General features: G+C 70.1%; 13 protein-coding genes, 1 tRNA gene and 1 pseudogene. 8 read left to right on the top strand and 7 right to left on the bottom strand.

Translation table 11 applies throughout. From position 1 onward, the window contains the following. Positions 1–218 precede the first annotated feature (218 nt). Positions 219–493 (top strand): annotated as a pseudogene (locus ABD466_RS25570) (iron-containing redox enzyme family protein); the annotation flags it as partial. An 82-nt stretch (positions 494–575) separates the two neighbouring features. On the opposite strand, the gene ABD466_RS25565 reads toward ABD466_RS25570, so the two are convergent. From ABD466_RS25565 to ABD466_RS25555, 3 genes are read right to left on the bottom strand one after another with little or no spacing between them, the layout of a single operon-like run. Continuing rightward, positions 576–740, bottom strand: coding sequence for a hypothetical protein (locus ABD466_RS25565; protein ID WP_344659701.1), 165 nt, complete (start codon positions 738–740; stop codon positions 576–578). 28 nt (positions 741–768) lie between these two features. Further along, positions 769–1,113 (bottom strand): PRC-barrel domain-containing protein, encoded by a 345-nt coding sequence (locus tag ABD466_RS25560; protein ID WP_344659700.1) that lies wholly within the window; start codon positions 1,111–1,113, stop codon positions 769–771. A gap of 44 nt (positions 1,114–1,157) precedes the next feature. Beyond that, positions 1,158–1,445, bottom strand: a complete 288-nt coding sequence (locus ABD466_RS25555; protein WP_344659708.1) for a hypothetical protein — start codon at positions 1,443–1,445, stop codon at positions 1,158–1,160. Here ABD466_RS25555 and ABD466_RS25550 point away from each other — a divergent pair. Further along, positions 1,389–1,868: a DUF5994 family protein gene (locus tag ABD466_RS25550; RefSeq protein WP_344659707.1), complete on the top strand. Its 480-nt coding sequence runs from the start codon at positions 1,389–1,391 to the stop codon at positions 1,866–1,868. The genes ABD466_RS25555 and ABD466_RS25550 overlap by 57 nt on opposite strands. A gap of 100 nt (positions 1,869–1,968) precedes the next feature. Here the strand turns inward: ABD466_RS25550 and ABD466_RS25545 are convergent, their stop codons facing one another. Beyond that, entirely contained in the window at positions 1,969–2,466 is a 498-nt protein-coding gene (locus tag ABD466_RS25545; protein ID WP_344659699.1) for a hypothetical protein, read from the bottom strand. Between the two features lie 332 nt (positions 2,467–2,798). Between ABD466_RS25545 and ABD466_RS25540 the strand changes: the two genes are divergently transcribed. Both ABD466_RS25540 and ABD466_RS25535 read left to right on the top strand, forming a co-directional pair. Beyond that, positions 2,799–4,079, top strand: a complete 1,281-nt coding sequence (locus tag ABD466_RS25540) for an ATP-binding protein (RefSeq protein WP_344659698.1) — start codon at positions 2,799–2,801, stop codon at positions 4,077–4,079. Between the two features lie 140 nt (positions 4,080–4,219). Further along, positions 4,220–5,197: a recombinase family protein gene (locus ABD466_RS25535; protein ID WP_344659697.1), complete on the top strand. Its 978-nt coding sequence runs from the start codon at positions 4,220–4,222 to the stop codon at positions 5,195–5,197. 201 nt (positions 5,198–5,398) lie between these two features. Here ABD466_RS25535 and ABD466_RS25530 read toward each other — a convergent pair. After that, positions 5,399–5,482: transfer RNA gene (locus ABD466_RS25530), tRNA-Leu, on the bottom strand. A gap of 438 nt (positions 5,483–5,920) precedes the next feature. Between ABD466_RS25530 and ABD466_RS25525 the strand changes: the two genes are divergently transcribed. After that, positions 5,921–9,100, top strand: coding sequence for a SpoIIE family protein phosphatase (locus tag ABD466_RS25525; protein ID WP_344659696.1), 3,180 nt, complete (start codon positions 5,921–5,923; stop codon positions 9,098–9,100). Between the two features lie 7 nt (positions 9,101–9,107). Here ABD466_RS25525 and ABD466_RS25520 read toward each other — a convergent pair whose 3' ends face one another. Further along, on the bottom strand, positions 9,108–9,863 hold the full coding sequence (locus tag ABD466_RS25520; protein ID WP_344659695.1) for a putative hydro-lyase: 756 nt from the start codon (positions 9,861–9,863) through the stop codon (positions 9,108–9,110). Positions 9,864–10,284: 421 nt separating this feature from the next. Here ABD466_RS25520 and ABD466_RS25515 point away from each other — a divergent pair, with 421 nt between their 5' ends. Both ABD466_RS25515 and ABD466_RS25510 read left to right on the top strand, forming a co-directional pair. After that, a complete protein-coding gene (locus tag ABD466_RS25515; RefSeq protein ID WP_344659694.1) occupies positions 10,285–10,722 on the top strand; it encodes a cell wall-binding repeat-containing protein in 438 nt (145 codons plus the stop codon). A gap of 43 nt (positions 10,723–10,765) precedes the next feature. Further along, positions 10,766–11,311 carry a hypothetical protein gene (locus ABD466_RS25510; protein WP_344659693.1) on the top strand — a complete coding sequence of 182 codons (546 nt, stop codon included), beginning with the start codon at positions 10,766–10,768 and terminating at the stop codon, positions 11,309–11,311. An 18-nt stretch (positions 11,312–11,329) separates the two neighbouring features. On the opposite strand, the gene ABD466_RS25505 is transcribed toward ABD466_RS25510, so the two are convergent. Further along, positions 11,330–11,773, bottom strand: a complete 444-nt coding sequence (locus tag ABD466_RS25505) for a VOC family protein (protein ID WP_344659692.1) — start codon at positions 11,771–11,773, stop codon at positions 11,330–11,332. A gap of 515 nt (positions 11,774–12,288) precedes the next feature. On the opposite strand from ABD466_RS25505, the gene ABD466_RS25500 reads away from it, so the two are divergent. After that, on the top strand, positions 12,289–15,057 hold the full coding sequence (locus ABD466_RS25500; protein WP_344659691.1) for an RICIN domain-containing protein: 2,769 nt from the start codon (positions 12,289–12,291) through the stop codon (positions 15,055–15,057). Positions 15,058–15,232: the final 175 nt, after the last annotated feature.

The raw sequence follows: 15,232 nt of genomic DNA, 5'->3' as shown, positions 1-15,232 counted from the left end.
GGTCCTGCACTGCTACGCCGGCGTCGCCGAAGCCCTCGCCGGTCTGTGACCGGCCGGCCGCCGGCTGAATCAGCGCCTGATGCGCCGGAGCGCCGGACGGTGGTGACGTCTGCCCGGATCCTGCTGATGCGGTTCCAGGGCCACGCGGCGCCCTTCTCCGGGAGGGTCAGGCCGATCCCCGCCGATCGGCCCCGGTGCCGATGAGAATCTGCCGGGCCTCCTCGTCGCCGGGCTCCAGGCGCATCGTCCAGGCGATGGAGCGCCTCGGCGCCGGACCGGCCGCGGTGCTGTTCTACGCAGAGCACATCGAAGCCGACGCAGTTCACGAACAGATAGCACGCCACGACATAGCCGGCGGCCTGCTCGCCGACGAGCCCGGACTCGCCGCCGATGTGGCGTTCGGAGCCGCGGCCACGGGATTCTTGGCCGCCTCGCCGACCAGCTGATCGGCGCGTGGGAGGCCGGCCGGAGCTCGCTGCGGGCCCCACTCTGATCGGGGAGACAATCGGCAGGCCATAGCGGCGGTCAGCAGGCGGTCGACGTATCTGGGCGCGGACCAACTGGTGAGTGGCTCCTCACCGCTGTCGTACTCGCGGCCGGCGCAGCCGTACCACGCCGTAGACGAGGTCCGCCACGACCAGCAGACAACCGATGAGCAGGAGGTAGAACAGGCCGTTGGCGACGGCGCCGATGATGCCGAGCACCACCGCGGCCAGGATCACAACAAGGAACAGGACCATGGCGCTCCTTCCCGGTCCAGAATGCCCGTCATCGGCGGGCGAGCTGCCGCTCCCCGGAGGCACCCGGCTCGTAGGGCAGCTCGTAGTGCTTGAACACGGCCTCCTCGTCCTCGAACGGCAGAACATCGTCCGTGCCGATCGCCGGACCGCCCTTCACGAGCGACTTGGCGTAGTTGACCTTGACGTACCCGGGTCCGGCTATCACGCCGTCCAGGGAAACGAAGACCAGGCGGTGCCTGGTGGGCAGGCCCACCTGAACCGTCGCCATCGTGGGTTCGTCCGTGCTGGTGTCGACGTAGACCGCTTCCAGAGAGCCGATCTTGTGCCCGCCGACGTCGACATTGCGGAGGAAACCCGCCGGATCACCCGGCACACCGATGGCGACAAGCCACAGGAGATCAACGGCGAGGCCGACGGCTATCCACCGGCTTCAGCACCGCAGTGTGCCAGCGCCTCGCGAAGCCGGTCGGTGAGGCCCCGGACCGGGCCGACGACCAGGGTGCCCTCTGGTGCCGCGGGAGCCGACAAGTAGGGCCGGACCGGTCTGACCGACTTGCGGGCCTGGATCTTCTCGCCGAGTTCGCTCAGTTCGGCAGCAGGGCAGGATGCGGCCAGACGGGGAAACAACCGCGCTTCCTCGTCGGCGACATGGGAGCGGGTCAGCGCCATCAGCTTGATGAGTGTCCGATCGAAGACCTCATCCATGACCGAGCGAAGCCGGGAACCGCGCTCCTGCGGCTGCAGACGACCGAGTCCCGTGAGGGCGTGCTCGACGGAGCTTGGTGGCCGCGTTCGCGCGATATCGGCGCCGAGTTGCCCGCCCTGGTCAGCGCACTCAGCGAGTATCTCGGCCCGATCAGCCGCGTCGGACTGGACGCGGCAGCTTGGGAAGACCTTCCGACCCGACTGGTCATCGACGAGCAGGTGGTGCACATCGACTCCTACCCGGCCGGCGACGACACCGTCCTGATCACCAGAGGCGACCGCGACCACTTCGCGCTGATGGTGGTGCCGCCGCAGGCGACGCCGGAAGCGGCGTCCGCGGCGATGGCCCGGGCTGTCCGGGCGGACAACCTCGCCGAGGCGAAACAGATCCTCATCGACACCGGCACCGATCGGGACACCTGATTCAAGCCCGCAGGCCGCGGGCGACGAGGGATCGGGCCGATGGCTGTCGGCCCGCCCCGGTTGCACGCCCTCCCCACGCACCAGGACGCGACGGCCACGGTCACAACCGCCGGCCCGCCGCGAGCCCCGCCGCGAGCCCCGCCGTGAGGTGGACGAGCGACGACGCGACACGCTGGGAAAGCCAGCCAAGGGCGAGCAACGCCCGCACCGTTCGTCTCCTCCTTCGCCCGGACGCGGTTTCGTCCGGCTTTCCCAGCGTCCATCCGCGGCCGACGTGTTCGTCGGCCTGTCGGTACGTCACGCTGAGCTGCCAATCCAGCGCTTCGCGAGCCTGCCTGTAGGCGCGCATCGCGATGCGGGCGCCGACGAGCCCGCCTTCCAGATCGGCGTAGGCCACGGCGATGGCCCCGGGATCGCGTCCGAGAAGAGCGGCGGCCAGATTCCGCCGCGCGGCATCGCAGCGGGCTGATGCGGCTTGCATCTCGGCTGCGGTCTGTTCGCACTCACCGTGCAGCGCCCGAAGCCACGCGTCCCGGACGACATCTTCGGCCTGCGCGACGACGCCGTCGGCAGAACCCTGAGACGATGCCGGCGCCATGGTCGCCCGGATCGGCGACCGGTGCGAGCCCTCGCGGCGCTGATGAAGTCTTCGCGGGAACGGGCACATGGATTTCCCCCAGCGCTGTCGTCGACGGAGGTGTCGACTGCGCGAAGGAGGGTCCGCTGTCAGGTTCCGGACGGCTGCCTCGCACGGACGCAGTCCGCACCAACTGACACGGCGCCGGGGGCTGGAGCGTCGCGGAACTGTCTCCAGTGTAGCGCGGCTGGTGGCGCGCCGGAGTCCTCGGACGATCGGGTTCACCGGGCGCTGCGGGCCGGTTCGCGGCGAAGCGCTCCCGGTGGTAAGACGAAGAGAGATCGGAGGCGGACATGTCGGTCTGGAGGTTGCGGGACATCCATGACGACGACCTGGACCAGGTGATCCGGCTATGGGATCAGGGGCGGCCGTCCGAAGTGCGCCATCCGGTGTTCCCCGTCTCGGAGGTCATCGCCGCCGCACGCGGCGGTCAGCCCGCCGTGGTCGCCGTGGCCGGACCCGAGCTGGTGGGCCTGGCCGTGGCCCGTGCCGACGGTGAACGGGCATGGATCATGCTGGTGGCGCTGAGCAAGGCGTGGCGGAACCAAGGACTTGGCAGCGCGTTGATCGCCGAAGTGGAGCGGCGGCTGCGACAAATGGGAGTGCGCCGGATCAGCGCCGTACTTCCCCCCGGAGCCACCGGCGCCTCAGCCCTGGAGAACTCCGGCTACCGGCAGGTGAGCGGTCTGATCTATTACGAGAAGGTGGAACGCCTTGGTGCCGGCGACGCCGGATTGCTGACCGAGCTCGGCGGGCGGATCCTCCCTAGCGGGCTGTGGGCGAGCCTGGCTGGAATGCGCGAAGCCAAGGACGCGATCGAGCAACGGATCGTGCTGCCTTTGGCCGAACCGGAGGCGGCCGAGCGCCACGGGGTGCGCCCGCCGAAGGCGGTGATCCTGTTCGGGCCGCCCGGGACGGGCAAGACCAGCTTCGCCAAAGCCGTCGCCTCGCGCCTGGGCTGGCCGTTCGTGGAGCTGTTCCCGTCGCGGCTGAGCACGGAGGCCGACGGCGGTCTGGCGGCGGCGCTGCGGCAGACGTTCGCAGATCTGGCGGGGTTGGAGAGCGTGCTGTTGTTCATCGACGAGGTCGAGGAGATCGCCGCCGTCCGCTCCGGCACAGCAGTCGATCCCGGGCACGGCGTGACCAACGAGCTGCTCAAACTCATCCCGGCATTCCGGGACCACGACAACCGGCTCCTGATATGCGCGACGAACTCCCTGCGCACTCTGGACCCGGCGTTCCTGCGCCCGGGCCGGTTCGACTACATCATCCCGGTCGGGCCCCCCGACGCCGGGGCACGCGCCGCGATCTGGCGGCGCTATCTCGGCCCCGCGTCAGAGACCGCGGATCTGGAGCAACTGGTGGAGGCCACCGAGATGTTCACCCCGGCCGACATCGAGTCCGCGGCGCGCAAGGGCGCTCAGCGCGCATTCGAACGCGAAGTCAGGACCGGCGTCGACGACCCGGCCGGCACAGAGGAATACCTGAGCGCCGTGGCCGACACCCGTCCCACCCTGACCGAGGAGGCGCTGGCCGGATTCCATGAGGACATCGAACTCTACGAGCGGGGGTGACGGATCTTGCTCCCGCACGAGTAGAGCCAGCGCCGCAGGTTGTGCCAGCTGCTCTGAGGCCGCTGATCCTGCGCCTGCCGAATTGAGTTTGAGACTCTGAAATGATTCAAACCGCCGACAACGTCGAGGACCTGATGGCCATGCTCGGGATCCTGGCCCGCCGCGAGGTCATCCGGGCCAGGCACCGCGTCATCGACGCCATGGCCGCCCAGGTGAGCGAGCAGGGCCGGTACGAGGGCGGCCGGGTGCCGTATGGCCTGCCTCTGGTGGATGGCAGGCCGCACCCCAACCGGCGCTGGGCCCGGCGTGGCATCTGTCTGCGGTACTTCGCTGTCGACCCGGCCACCGGGCCGGTCGTGGAATGGATGTTCTCGATGCGGCAGGAGGGACTGAGCCTGGCAAGGATCACGCGGGCTTTGAATGACGCCGCGATCCCGTGTCCATCCGCTGAGGACCCGGAGAGCAATCCGCACCGCACCGGCAAGCAATGGACTCTGGGCACGGTCCGGGAGATCCTGCTCAACCCCGTCTACACCGGCCGCATGGTCTGGGGCCGCAGCCGCACCGACCGCGAGCTGGCCGACCCGGACAACCCCGGCCTCGGCCACATCGAAGTCCGACGGCGCAACACCCCGGACAAGTGGGCAATCTCTCCACCGGGCACCCACCAGCCGCTGGTCAGCGACGCCGGCTTCATCGCGGTGCAGAACCCGCGCGCCGAGCGCGCCGACGCCAAGCACGACTACCGGCTGCGAGGACTGCTTCGCTGCGCGCTGTGCGAGCGCACCTTCGAAGGGCATTGGGTCAACCAGACGCCCGGCTACCGCTGTCGGCACGGCCACAACAGCGCCAAGGACCCCGCCACGCCTCGGCCGAAGAGCGTCCATCTGCGCGAAGACCGCGTCCTCGCGAAGCTTCCGCTGCTGCATCGCCTGCTTACCGCCGCCGAACCGGCGACGGCTATTACCGGCGCACCTGCCAGCGCCGCCCGCCCCATCACACCCAGCCCCGAGGAGGTGATCGACCACTTGCGCGGACGCGCACTCGAGCTTCGCTACGACCCCAGAACTCGGATGCTGGAGGCCGGCAACGAGCACCCGGTGCGCATCACCACCTGAACCCTCGACCATCGACACGTCGGACACGACCGCAGGAAGGAGGAGCAGGCAACGCACGACCCGTCGTCACGCACGGCTGTCGTCAAGGAACGCATTCGCTGGGAGGTGAGAGGAGGCACGAGCAGCGCCCGGGATGGCACGAGAAGATGCCCGGGTGCCAAAAAGGGCTGCCCGAAAGCAGCCCGATATGGGGTAATTGTGTGTCCGAGGGGGGACTTGAACCCCCACACCCTTAACGGGCACTAGCACCTCAAGCTAGCGCGTCTGCCATTCCGCCACTCGGACGAGTGAACTCGAGCCGGCCGGGGGTTTCGCCCTGGTCCCGCTCGCGTTGGGTCAACCATATCAAAAGTTGGGGGTCGTGTTTCAACACGGTTCGGGTGGCGGCGGGTGGGGTTGGTGGGCTCACTCTGACGGGTGATTGTTCGGACCTTTGGGGCGGGGGTGGGGGGTGTGGGGGTGGGGGCGGGGTTAGCTTCGGGTGGGTGCCGCTTACTTTCGGTGCAGGGACGGTGCGTCATTCGGAGTGTGTGGGAGTCGGAGTGGGGGCCCGCTCGGGCCCGGGAACGGTTCTTCGCCGGCGAGGGGGTCGGTGGGTGGGCCGCGGCCTCGGTGGGGGCCGGTGGTGGGCTGCGGGTGCGGTCCGCGATTCTGGAGTCGTGGGAGCGGTGCCAGGCGCGGGGGTTGGGTCCCGGGAGTGTCGATCTGCCTTATGCGCCTGGGGTGGAGTCCGAGGAGTTGTTGCTGCGGGCTTCGGCGCCTGTGTTGGAGCGGCTGCATCGGGTTCTTGTCGACACCAAGGTGAGTGTGGTGCTGACCGATGCGCGGGCGCGGGTGCTCGTGCGGCGGGCCGGGGAGCACGGGTTGAACCGGCATCTGGACGCGGTGCAGCTGGCTGAGGGGTTCAGCTACCACGAGGCGGATGCCGGGACGAACGGTATCGGCACCGCGCTGGTGGAGGGGCGCCTGGCGGTGGTGCTGGGTGAGGAGCACTTCGCGGACCGGTATCTGGCCTTCGCGTGTGCGGGGGCGCCGATCCGCGATCCGTTCAGTGGGCGGATCCGCGGCGTGGTGGACCTCACGTCCTGGAGTCGGGACGCCAATCCGTTGATGGCGGCGCTGGCGGCGGAGGCTGCGGAGAACATCGAGCTGCGGCTGCTGGAGCAGTACTCGGCTCGGGAGCGGACTCTGCTGGCCGAGTCGCGGAGGGGTGCGGCGGGCAGCGGGTCCGGAACGGTCGACGGCGGCGCGGCGGTCGGCGACGAGGCCCAGGTACGGATGGAACAGCAAGTGAGAGGGGGTGTCGGGCAGACGCGCCGCACAGGCGGCCGGCTCCCGGCCTCCGACGCGGCGCGCGACAGCGGGCTCATCCGAAGCAAGGCGGCCGAGCTGGTCGCGGCGGCCCGGCGGGACGTGGTGACGATCCCACTGACCGACGGCCGCCACGCGAAGCTGACGGCCCGCACCGGTCGCACCGCGGCCGGGACGGAGGTGGTCACGGTGGAAGCGGAGATGACCGGCGCGGAGCGGGGAGAGGTCACGAAGACACCCCTGAGGACCGCTTCGGCGGGCGGGATCCCGGGGCCGGTGCAGACGGTCGGAGACATCTGGGACCAGGCTGAGGACGCGGCGTATGGAGCCGGCGAATCCGGGGAACTGGCGTGGGTCGCCGACGGATCGTTGGCCGGCGCGAGCGCCAGCGCAAGCTCTGAGCTGACGTGGATCGGCGACGGATCGTCGGCGACTGCGAGCACGAGCACGAGCTCAAGGCCGAGTTCGACCGCAGCCGGGACGCACGTCATGGCGCCGCCGCTGGGCGGCTTACAGATGGCCCTGTCGACCGCGAGCGACACGCGTTCAAGCACCGAGACCCGAGCTGCGGTGTCCGTACCGAATCAGCTTCGGCCGACGTCACGCCACGTGGAAGGGGCAGCGGCGGACGCGAGTGAGAGCGAGGACAGGCGGCAAGGGCAGGGGCAGGGCCAAGGCCGAATCCAGGGCCAGGGCCAGGGCCAAGGCCGAATCCAGGGCCAAGCTCAAGGCCGAATCCAGAGCCAGAGCCAGAGCCCAGCTCAGTCTCACGATCGCGACGAAGAACCCGCTCAGAGCCGCTTCCACGAACCAACCGTCCCTCCCTTCTTGCCCATCCCACCCACCCCACCCGCCACCGCCATCTCCCTCCTCGACCCCGCCTCCGCCCCGGAGCTCGTCCTCGTCGGGGAGCCCACCGTCGGACGCATCGCCGTCGCCGCCCGCCAGCGGCTGGCGCTCCTCCTCTACGCCAGCGGCCGCATCGGTACCACGCTCGACATGGAGCTCACCGGCGGTGAGCTGGCGGAGATCGCGTTACCGGACTTCGCGCAGCACGTGGCGGTCGACCTGGCCAGCTGGGTGCTGGACGGGGAAGAGGGGCCTCCGCCGGGCGCCGAGGTGAAGCTGCGGCGGGTCGCCGTCCGTACTGTCCGTCTGGGCAAGGTCCATCGGCCGCCCGGGGCACACGTCGCCTACAACGCCGCGACCGCGCAGGCGCGCTGCATGGTGCAGCGGCGGCCGGTGTTGGACGCCGAGCTGACCGCCGCCACCGCGGGCAAGCGCTGGGTGGCCGAGGATCCGGACAGTTCGGTCATCGCCGCGCCGATCATCGTGCAGGGCACCGTGCTCGGGGTCGCGTCCTTCTATCGTTTCGGCAGCGCCGATCCGTTCGATGAGGACGACATCCGACTCGCCGGGGATCTGGCCTCGCGGGCCGCCGTCTGCCTCGACAACGCCCGCCGGTTCGAGCGCGAGCGGGCGATGGCGCTCGCCCTGCAGCGCAGCCTGCTGCCGCGCGCCTTCCCCATGCAGTGCGCGGTGGAGGTGGCGAGCCGCTACCTGCCCGCGCAGGAGGGCGTCGGCGGCGACTGGTACGACGTCATCCCGCTCTCCGGCGGCCGCGTCGCCCTGGTCGTGGGCGACGTCGTCGGGCACGGCATCCACGCGGCCGCGACCATGGGCCGCCTCCGCACCGCCGTCCGCAACTTCTGTGCTCTGGACCTCACGCCGGAGGACCTGCTCGGGCAGCTCGACGCGCTCGTGGAGTCGATGGACGCCGACGAGGCCGAAGACCAGCGCGGCGTCGGCATCATCGGTGCGACCTGCATGTACGTGGTCTACGATCCGGTCACCGGACTGTGCTCGGTGGCGGGGGCCGGCCACCCCTGCCCGGCGGTGGTGGGCCGCGGCGGTTCGGTGGACTTCCTGGACCTGCCGGTCGGTCCGCCGCTGGGCCTGGGCGGCTCGTCGTATGAAGCGGTGGAGCTGATCATCGACGAAGGCAGCACGCTTGTCCTGTACACCGACGGGCTCGTGGAGAGCCGCGATCAGGACATCGGAACCGGACTAGAGCGCTTAAGCGCGGTGTTGGAGGGGCCCGGCCGGGACCCGGAGGAGCTGTGCGCGGCCGCCATCGGCGGCTTGTTGCCCGCACGTCCCTGGGACGACGTCGCCCTCCTCGCCGCCCGCACTCGCCGCACCACAGCGGACCGCGTCGCGTCGTGGGACGTCCCGTTGTCCCCGGAGTCGGTGGCGTTCCTGCGGGCGGAGGTGTCCCGGCAGCTGCGCGCCTGGCGCCTGAACGACCTCGTGTTCACCACGGAGCTGGTGGTCAGCGAACTGGTCACCAACGCCATCCGCCACGCCACCGGCCCGGTCGAGCTGCGTCTGCTACGTGATCGGGCCCTGATCTGCGAAGTCGCCGACGGGTCGAGCGTCTCCCCACGCCTGCGGCGGGCGCAGACCCTGGACGAAGGCGGCCGCGGTCTGTTCCTCGTGGCCCAGCTCTCGCAGCGCTGGGGCACGCGTTACACGGCCCGCGGCAAGGTGATCTGGGCCGAGCAGCCGTTGCCGGCCCGCGGGGATTACTGATGACGCGTTAAGTCTGCTCGTGTACATCTGTGATGAACATATGGCCGGGTGCGTGAGTGATGGCGAACTCCGGGCGCGATGCCATGACCGCCGCCTGCAACGTGACGCCGCAGGCCCAGAACATCGGTACGTCTCCGGGTTCGAACATGGCGCGCTCGCCGAAGTCCGGGCTCGCCACGTCCGCGATCCCCAGTTCCGCGGGGTCGCCGATGTGCACCGGCGCGCCATGCGAGGCGGGCATCAGGGTCGTGATCCGCACCGCCGTGTCGACCGACGCCTCGGGAACCGGCCGCATCGACACCACCAGCGGACCGTGCACGCGGCCGGCGGCGCGGCACTGCTGATCGGTCACGTACATCGAGACGTTCCGTCCCGGATAGCGCCACGGCAACCCGGCCCGGGTCAGAGCGGTGTCGAACGTGAAACTGCACCCGACGAGGAACGCCACCAAGTCGTCCCGCCACACGTCCGTGACGTCGGTCGGCTCGTCCGCCAATCGCCCGTCCCGCCACACGCGGTACCTCGGTAGGTCGGTCCGCAAGTCCGCACCCGGCGCCAGCGGCGTGCCGGGCGACCCGGCGTCGGTGACGTCGAGGACCGGGCACGCGTCCCGGTTGCGCTGCGCGAACAGCAGGACGTCGTACGCCCAATCGGTGGACACGACGAGCAGGTTGGCCTGTGCGTGCCCGGGCGCGAGCCCGGACGTCGGTCCGCTCTCGCCCGACCGGAACGCGGCACGTAGTTCGGCAGGTGAATCCGCCATGCTTCGAACGCTATGCGCCTCCGGGCACAGTGACAACGGCAACCCTGACGGCAACCCCTGACGGCAACCGCTCGTCTACGCCGGCAACGGCCCGTCGGCTCCCGGCTCGATCAGTTCCCGCGTGATCGCGGCCGTCAGCCAAGCGCGATACCGCTCGGCGCTCCACGCCCGGTGCCGCCGCAGCAGGTGATACGTGTGCGGCGACCCGAGCGTGTAGAGGATGTCGGCGGCGGTGGCCGCGTCCAGACCTGGGCTTAAGACGCCGCGGGCGGCGAGACTCTCGGCGAAGGCCAGGTAGACGTCATGCGTGCCGGCCGCGCCCGCCGCCTACCTCGCGGCGCACGCAGGGCCGGATACGCAGCTCGTCGGCGTCGGGAGCCAGGGTGCCGCCGCGCTGCGGACCAGGTTTCCGGCGAGCCGTGTGCAGGTCGCCGCGGGGAGGACCGGTTCGCGGCCCGCCGTCGCCCAGACCTTCTTCACCGGCGTTCAGGCGCCGCACACCGTCGGCCTCGCCACCGGCCACAACTGGCCTGACGCCCTGGCCGGAGGCGCCCTCCTCGAAGCCGACAGCGGACCGCTGCTGCTGGCGGACAAGGCGACGACCCCCGGCCCGGAAGCGCGATACCTGCGCACCGAAGCCGCTGCGATCAACGAGGTCGTGGTGAACGGCGGCACCGGTGTCGTGCCGGCCGCGGCCGCGGCGGACCTGGGGGACATGGTGAGCGTGTTCGGGCAGTGGAACTACCCTTCGACAACCGGAGCGCCCCGGCGCTGCCGTAGCGGAAAAGCGTACAAACTCATTCGGATCAACCGAACCCGGATGAGAGTGTTGATTCTTGATCATCCCGCCCATCGCTGACAGCCTGGGACCGACCATCGGACCGACTGAAAGCAGCTCCACCATGCTCCGTCCACGTATCGGCACCCCCTTCGCCCACGCCGTCGCGGTCGCCGCCACCGGCGTGCTCCTCTGTCAGGCCGGCACCGCCGCGGCCGTGACCCGCGGGGCGGCCGACACCCGCTCCGGCACCGGCTCCAAGGGGCTCGTGGAGCAGCAGATCAACGGTTACACCGACGCCTGCGGACCGGCCGCGGCCGTCACCGTCGCCGCCGAGATGCTGTCCCGGATCGGCATCGGCAACGTCGCCCTGTACACCGGTCCCGGCCGCACCGGCAGGGGCTGCGTGGTGGTCACCGGCAACGGGCAGCCGATCGGCACCGACTTCCAGATCATGCACATGACCGCCGCGAACGTCGCCAACTACACGGACGAGCCGGTCGCGGTCTACTCCGACCTGACCGACAACCTCGACGCCGTGGTGCCCGCCCGGACGGACGCCGACATCACGCCGGTCGACGTGAACTTCGCCTTCTACCCGGAGGGGACCACGCCGCCGCCGGACGACCGAGGCCTGATTCCCACCGCGGTCTTCCAGTTCCCTTCCTGATACCGCCGTTCGGGCGGGTCAGTTGACGTCGAACTCGTTGCCCTCGGGGTCCTTCATCCCGACCGCGTAGTGGTCGACGCCCTCCTGGTCCATGACGACGGTGATGGTGGCGCCGAGACCGACCAGACGCTCGGCCTCGGCGTCCACTCGCTGCTTCCGCGTCGCGAGCGGTTCCGTCCGCTCGCCGCCGGCGTGGATGTCGATGTGCATCCGGTTCTTCCCGGACTTCCCCTCCGCCACCGCGTGGAACCAGATGGCGGGCCCATGGCCGTGCGGATCGCTGATCCGGTCCGCGCCGTCGGCCAGTTCCTCCTCCGGCAGCCCGAGGTCGCGGTAGTAATCGCGCCACGTGGCGAAGCCGCTCGGCGGCGGCGCGAGTTCGTAGCCGAGCGCGGCGGCCCAGAAGCGGGCCTGGCGGTCGGGGTCCGCGCAGTCGATCACCAGCTGGTAGCGGACGGACATCGGGATCCTCTCTCAGCCGCGTGGCCTTGGTGCCACCTGCCGCCATCGTGCCAGTCCCGCCTGACATCGAGCGCGCGGAGCGGGCCGTGCGCCGCCGTCACTCGGCGTCTGCGACGTCGCGCTGGCCCGACCCGCCGGACGCCGCCCCGCCCTGACGCGCGTCGCTCCGGCCAGCGTTGCACCGGCTCACGTCGCCCCGGCAAGCGTCGCCGGCGTGCTCGCCGGCCGGCCGCTGTTCTGCGCCCCACTCGGCCACGTCCGCCACAGCGCCGCAGCATCCATTCATCGGATTATTTCTGGGCTCTGTACTGACCGCCTTCGGCGGCGATCTCGAACAATCCAGCATGACATGCGGATTCACACGGCACCATGAACCCCCATCCCAAGCGGCCCGCCTTGACATCGGATGTATCGTGAGCCACGCGCCGAGGTCGACGCGTTCATCGCAGGCCTCGTATACCAAGCACCGGATGTCCGCACCACATCACAGCCCCATCCCTCACTGTGGAGGTACTGTGCGCCACCGGCTCCTGCCCGCCGCCCTGGCTGCGGCGGCTCTCGTCAGTTCGCTCTCCGCCTTCGGGCGGGCCGCGGCGACCACCAACCCGCCGCCGAACCCGATCGTCACGATCAGCGCCACCGACACCACGGCCCAGATCCTGGCCAAGGCCGCCGTGGTCACGCCGAACAGCCAGCAGTTGGCGTGGCAGCGGGAGGAGCTGACGGGGTTCATCCACTTCGGGCCCAACACCTACACCGGCAGCGAGGTCGGGTCCGGCACCGAGTCCCCGAACCTGATCCAGCCGACGAGTCTGAACACCGACCAGTGGGCGGCCGACTTCAAGAACGCCGGCTTCAAGAAGGTCATCCTGGTCGCCAAGCACCATGACGGCATGCTGATGTTCCCGTCGGCGTACTCGTCCTACGGCATCGCCGCCAGCAGCTGGGACGGCGGCCAGGGCGACCTCGTGAAGTCGTTCACGGACTCCGCCCACCGCCTCGGCCTGAAGGTCGGCATCTACCTCTCGCCCGCCGACCTGCACGAAGCCCAGTCCGGCGGCCGCTACGGCGACGGCAGCACCGCCAAGTCCGTGACCATTCCGAGCGACACCTCGGAGACCGTCGACGGCAAGACGTTCACCTTCACCTCGGACGACTACAACACGTACTACGAGAACACCCTCTACGAGCTCCTCACCCGCTACGGCACCGTTGACGAACTCTGGTTCGACGGCTACAACCCCACCAACCGGCCGCAGCCGTACGACTACCGCGACTGGTTCCAGATGGTCCGCGCCCTGCAACCCACCGCCGCCATGTTCGGCGGACCGGACCTGCGGTGGGTCGGCAACGAGAACGGCGTGGCGCGCGCCAGCGAGTGGAGCGTCGTCCCGCAGACCGGGACCGCCGACCCCGACGGCACCCGCAGCCCGACCTTCGGCGACACCGCGACCGACGTCGCCTCCGACGCCCGGATGACCACCCAGTCGTCCTACCTCGCCTGGAGCCCCGCCGAGTGCGACGCCCGGCTGGAGCCGACGTGGTTCTGGCATCCGAATCAGGCCCCGAAGACGCTTGACCAGCTGACGGCGATGTACTACAGCTCCGTCGGCCAGAACTGCCAGCTGCTGCTCGACGTCCCGCCCGACCAGAGCGGCCGCTTCGACGCCGCCGACGAGGCGGCGCTGGCCGGCTTCGGCCGGCAGATCGCCTCGACCTTCGCCACCGACCTCGCCCGCGGCGCGACCGTCGCCAACGACACCGGGACCACCAGCACCGCCGGCGACGATCCGGGGAACGTCGTCGACGGCGACGACGCCACCGCCTGGCAGCCCACCGGGACCACCGGCTCCCTGGTCCTCGACCTCGGCGCCGCCAAGACCTTCGACGTGGTCGCCCTCCAGGAGGACATCCAGATCGGCCAGCGTGTCGAGACCTTCGCCGTCGACATCTGGAACGGCAGCACATGGCAGCAGGCGGCGTCGGCCACCACCGTCGGTTACAAGCGCCTTCTCCAGCTGTCGAACCCGGTGACGGCCTCGAAGGTGCGCCTGCGCATCACCGGTTCCCGGTCCCTTCCGCCGGCGATCGCCACCGTGGGCCTGTTCTACGACGGCCGGGTCTTCGACCTGGCCGCGGGTACCCCGGCGACGTCGTCCTCCACCGTCTACGGCGGAGTCCCCACCCGCGCCGTCGACGGCGACACCGACGGCACCTGGGCTGACGGGTCGGTCTCCCACACCGACTCCCAAGCCAACGCGTGGTGGCAGACCGACCTCGGCTCGTCGCGGCGGCTCGGCAGCGTCGCGATCTGGAACCGCACCGACTGCTGCTCCGACCGGCTGTCGGACTACTGGGTCTTCATCTCCGACCAGCCCTTCGACACCGCGCTGACTCCGGCCCAGCAAGCCGCCCGGCCCGGGGTCTGGTCGAACCACCAGAGCACCAAGGCCGGCACTCCCACCCGCCTGAACGTCAACGCCACAGGCCGCTACATCATGGTGCAGCTGTCCGGGACGAACTATCTGTCGCTGGCCGAAGTCCAGGCCTTCGCTCCGAGCACCGATTTCTCGCTGTCCGCGAGCCAGCCGATGGCCTCGGTCCCAGCGGGGACCGGAACGACGTCGACCGTCGCGACGTCCGTCGTCCTCGGAAGCCCGGACGCGGTCGTGCTGTCCGCATCCGGCCTTCCGGCTGGAGCCACCGCGACCTTCAGCCCGGCCACGGTCACCGCCGGCGGCAGTTCGACCCTGACCATCCACACCGCACCCGACACTCCGGTCGGCGACTCGCTGGTCACCATCACCGGGACGGGCTCGCAGGATACGCATACAGCTCAACTCACGCTGAGCGTCACCGCGCCGTTGCTGACCTCCGGAGGCGTCTACGCGATCGGCCGGGCCGGCACCGGCCAGGTGATCGACGACCCCGGGTCCTCGACCGTTCCGTCGACGCAGCTGATCGTCTACGTGGGCAACGGCGGCACCAACCAGCACTGGATCGCCACCGCCACCGCCGACGGCGGCTACACGATCAAGAGCAGCGCGTCAGGACTCTGTGCCGACGTCACCGGGTCCTCGACCTCGCCCGGTGCGGCGATCATTCAGTACGGATGCACCGGCAATGCGAACCAGCGGTGGTATCCGGTCGCGACACCGGGCGGCTACGGCTTGCAGTCCGCATCCAGCGGTCTGTACGTCGGACCCGGCGGGACGGTGAACGGCCTGACCGTCCTGACCCAGCAAAGCACGCCGACCGCCTGGTCTTTCGCCCGGGTCGGCTGAGCTGACGTGGGTCCGGCCTGCCTCTCGCTACTGGAAGCTGCAACCCGGGCTCGGGGCATCCTCTGACAAGGGGCTGCCAGCGGGATCCACGTACAGGACATCCAGACATCTGATGTGTACTGCGAGAATCCGCGGCTCCGGCGAATGTGTCGCAGTTTTGTCCAGCATTCATCCG

Source organism: Catenulispora subtropica (assembly GCF_039531675.1).
Classification (GTDB): Bacteria; Actinomycetota; Actinomycetes; order Streptomycetales; family Catenulisporaceae; genus Catenulispora; species Catenulispora subtropica.
This window is presented reverse-complemented; position numbering and strand designations above follow the sequence as displayed.

Excerpts from the sequence above, each read along its gene's own strand:
- ABD466_RS25565 (WP_344659701.1), bottom strand. The coding sequence starts at position 740 with ATGGTCCTGTTCCTTGTTGTGATCCTGGCCGCGGTGGTGCTCGGCATC.
- ABD466_RS25550 (WP_344659707.1), top strand. The coding sequence starts at position 1,389 with ATGGGAGCGGGTCAGCGCCATCAGCTTGATGAGTGTCCGATCGAAGAC.
- ABD466_RS25555 (WP_344659708.1), bottom strand. The coding sequence starts at position 1,445 with ATGGATGAGGTCTTCGATCGGACACTCATCAAGCTGATGGCGCTGACC.
- ABD466_RS25545 (WP_344659699.1), bottom strand. The coding sequence starts at position 2,466 with ATGGCGCCGGCATCGTCTCAGGGTTCTGCCGACGGCGTCGTCGCGCAG.
- ABD466_RS25540 (WP_344659698.1), top strand. The coding sequence starts at position 2,799 with ATGTCGGTCTGGAGGTTGCGGGACATCCATGACGACGACCTGGACCAG.
- ABD466_RS25535 (WP_344659697.1), top strand. The coding sequence starts at position 4,220 with ATGCTCGGGATCCTGGCCCGCCGCGAGGTCATCCGGGCCAGGCACCGC.
- ABD466_RS25520 (WP_344659695.1), bottom strand. The coding sequence starts at position 9,863 with ATGGCGGATTCACCTGCCGAACTACGTGCCGCGTTCCGGTCGGGCGAG.
- ABD466_RS25510 (WP_344659693.1), top strand. The coding sequence starts at position 10,766 with ATGCTCCGTCCACGTATCGGCACCCCCTTCGCCCACGCCGTCGCGGTC.
- ABD466_RS25505 (WP_344659692.1), bottom strand. The coding sequence starts at position 11,773 with ATGTCCGTCCGCTACCAGCTGGTGATCGACTGCGCGGACCCCGACCGC.